This is a genomic window from Pseudomonas sp. HMWF021, from assembly GCF_003061005.1.
Taxonomy (GTDB): Bacteria; Pseudomonadota; Gammaproteobacteria; order Pseudomonadales; family Pseudomonadaceae; genus Aquipseudomonas.
Map to the genome: position 1 here is coordinate 1,045 of NZ_QAIK01000100.1, position 2,830 is coordinate 3,874.

At 61.9% G+C, this 2,830-nt stretch carries 3 protein-coding genes; 1 reads left to right on the forward strand and 2 read right to left on the reverse strand.

Annotated features, from left to right (window positions below; translation table 11 throughout):
- A partial coding sequence (locus DBR18_RS13315; protein WP_108590658.1) for a LysR substrate-binding domain-containing protein occupies positions 1-915 on the reverse strand: 915 nt, incomplete at its 3' end.
- Positions 916-1,073: 158 nt separating this feature from the next.
- On the opposite strand from DBR18_RS13315, the gene DBR18_RS13320 reads away from it, so the two are divergent.
- Positions 1,074-2,468, forward strand: coding sequence for a NorM family multidrug efflux MATE transporter (locus tag DBR18_RS13320; protein ID WP_108590659.1), 1,395 nt, complete (start codon positions 1,074-1,076; stop codon positions 2,466-2,468).
- 70 nt (positions 2,469-2,538) lie between these two features.
- Here the strand turns inward: DBR18_RS13320 and DBR18_RS13325 are convergent.
- Positions 2,539-2,830, reverse strand: a 292-nt coding sequence (locus tag DBR18_RS13325; RefSeq protein WP_146188758.1) for an EAL domain-containing protein, incomplete at its 5' end; no start/stop codon positions are given.

Genomic DNA, 2,830 nt, shown 5'->3' on the forward strand with positions numbered 1-2,830 from the left:
CAAGCGCTTGACCACCGGCAACGCCATGGCGCGCACTTCGCCTTGCAGGAAGTCGCTTAGGCGGCGCAAACGTTCACCCCCCGGACGGGTTTTCGGCCACACTAGATAATAATTCAGCCCACTGGCGACGGCGGTTGGCCACGGCAGACTCAGGCGCCCCTGCGCCACATCCTCGGCGACCATCAGCAAATCGCCCATCGACACGCCGTAGCCTCGGGCGGCAGCAATCATGCCCAGTTCCAGGGTATCGAACACTTGGCCGCCCTTGAGCGACACCTGTTCGGACAGCCCCATATGTTCCAGCCAACTGCGCCAGTCGCGCCGATCCGGGGTCGGGTGCAACAGTTCGGTGGAGGCGAGACGCTCAACATCCCACGGCTGGTCATTCAGCAGATTCGGCGCACCCACTGGGATCAGCTCTTCCGGAAACAACAGGCTTACCTCCCAGTCCGGCGGAAAATGCCCGTCACTCAGCAGCACGGCGCAGTCGAAGGGCTCGTTGTTGAAATCCACCGAGTCCACATCCATCCAGGCGCTGGTCAGCTGCACTTCGTTGCCCGGTTGCAGATGACGAAAGCGACTGAGCCGCGCCAGCAACCAGCGCATGGTCAGGGTCGACGGCGCTTTCATGCGCAGGATGTCGTCTTCGGCGCGCAAGGTGTTGCAAGCGCGCTCAAGGGCCGCAAAACCGTCGCGGATCCCCGGCAATAGCATCCGCGCAGACTCGGTCAGTTGCAGGTTACGTCCGCTGCGATGAAACAGCTTGCAGGCGAAATGCTCTTCAAGCGTACGAATGTGCCGACTCACCGCACTCTGGGTGATCGACAACTCCTCAGCTGCGCGGGTGAACGAACTGTGCCGCGCCGCCGCTTCGAATGCACGCAGGGCATACAAGGGAGGAAGACGACGGGACATTCAGAAAGCTCCTATAGCGGGTTGTGGCCAACTTAGCAGAATCTGAACAGGATGAGTTTTAATCATGCCACCCATCCTTTTTATCCCTTTGTGCGAAAGCGTTGAAGCGCCGAGAATCGACGGTTCCCTGTTCCCTCTTTTAATGAGTGGTGATGACCATGCAGCATCCCGTGCGTACCGAACTCTGGGCCATCCTGCGGCTGGCAGGGCCGTTGATCGCTTCACAGTTGGCGCACATGCTGATGGTGCTGACCGACACCCTGATGATGGCGCGACTGAGTCCCGAGGCGCTGGCCGGTGGCGGTCTTGGCGCGGCGAGCTATTCGTTCGTGTCGATTTTCTGCATCGGCGTCATCGCGGCGGTCGGCACCCTGGTGGCGATCCGTCAGGGCGCGGGCGACATCATCGGCGCGGCACGCCTGACCCAGGCGGGGTTGTGGCTGGCGTGGCTGATGGCGCTGGGCGCCGGGCTGCTGCTGTGGAATCTGAAACCGGTGTTGCTGCTGTTCGGCCAGACCGAAACCAACGTCAACGCCGCCGGGCAGTTTCTGATTGCCCTGCCCTTCGCCCTGCCCGGCTATCTGAGTTTCATGGCCCTGCGTGGCTTCACCAGTGCGATCGGTCGGGCGACACCGGTAATGGTCATCAGCCTGGGCGGCACCGTGGCTAACTTCCTGCTCAACTACGCGTTGATCACCGGCATGTTCGGCCTGCCGAAGCTGGGGCTGACCGGCATCGGTCTGGTCACCGCGATCGTGGCCAATTGCATGGCGCTGGCACTGGCCTGGCACATTCGTCGGCACCCGGCGTATGACGCTTATCCGTTGCGCGCCGGTCTGTCGCGGCCAAATCGTCAGTATCTGAAAGAGCTATGGCGGCTCGGCCTGCCGATTGGCGGCACCTACGCCGTGGAAGTCGGCTTGTTCGCCTTCGCCGCGCTGTGCATGGGCACCATGGGCAGCACGCAGTTGGGCGCGCACCAGATCGCCCTGCAGATCGTTTCGGTGGCGTTCATGGTGCCGGCGGGCATGTCGTATGCGATCACCATGCGCGTCGGCCAGCATTACGGCGCCGGGCAACTGAGCGATGCGCGGATGTCCGGGCGGGTCGGCATCGTCTTTGGTGCGGTGGTGATGCTGGGTTTCGCCATGGTGTTCTGGCTGCTGCCGAATCAACTGGTCGGGCTGTTCCTCGACCATAAAGACCCGGCGTTTGCCGAGGTGATTCGTCTGGCCGTAAGCCTGTTGGCAGTGGCCGCGTGGTTCGAGCTGTTCGATGGCACGCAGACCATTGCCATGGGTTGCATTCGAGGGCTGAAGGACGCGAAAACCACGTTTCTGGTCGGGCTCGGCTGCTACTGGCTGATCGGCGCGCCGGCGGCGTGGTGGATGGCTTTCCACCTGAACTGGGGGCCAACGGGTGTCTGGTGGGGCCTGGCGCTGGGACTGGCGTGCGCGGCGGTGAGCCTGACGCTGGCGTTTGAATGGAAGATGAAGCGGATGATTCGGCTGGAGCCTGTGTCACAGAGGTTTGAGGCCATTCGCGCAGATTAAGATCAAAAGATCGCAGCCTTCGGCAGCTCCTACAGGGATCTGTGTAGGAGCTGCCGCAGGCTGCGATCTTTTAAATGGCCTCAACCAGACTTTGCTGGCTGGCACCAAACGTCAGGTACTCAACCAACTCCGCCAACGGCAATGGCCGGCTGATCAGATAACCCTGCACCTGATCACAGCCAAACCCGCGCAACAGCTCCAGTTGCTCCGGCGTCTCCACCCCTTCGGCCACCACTTCCAGATGCAGGTTATGCGCGAGGTTGATCATCGCGTGCACCAGTTTGCGGTTCTCTTCGCGCTGCTCCATGCCGCCGACGAAGCTCTTGTCGATCTTCAGCAAGGTGATCGGCAGGCTGTTGAGG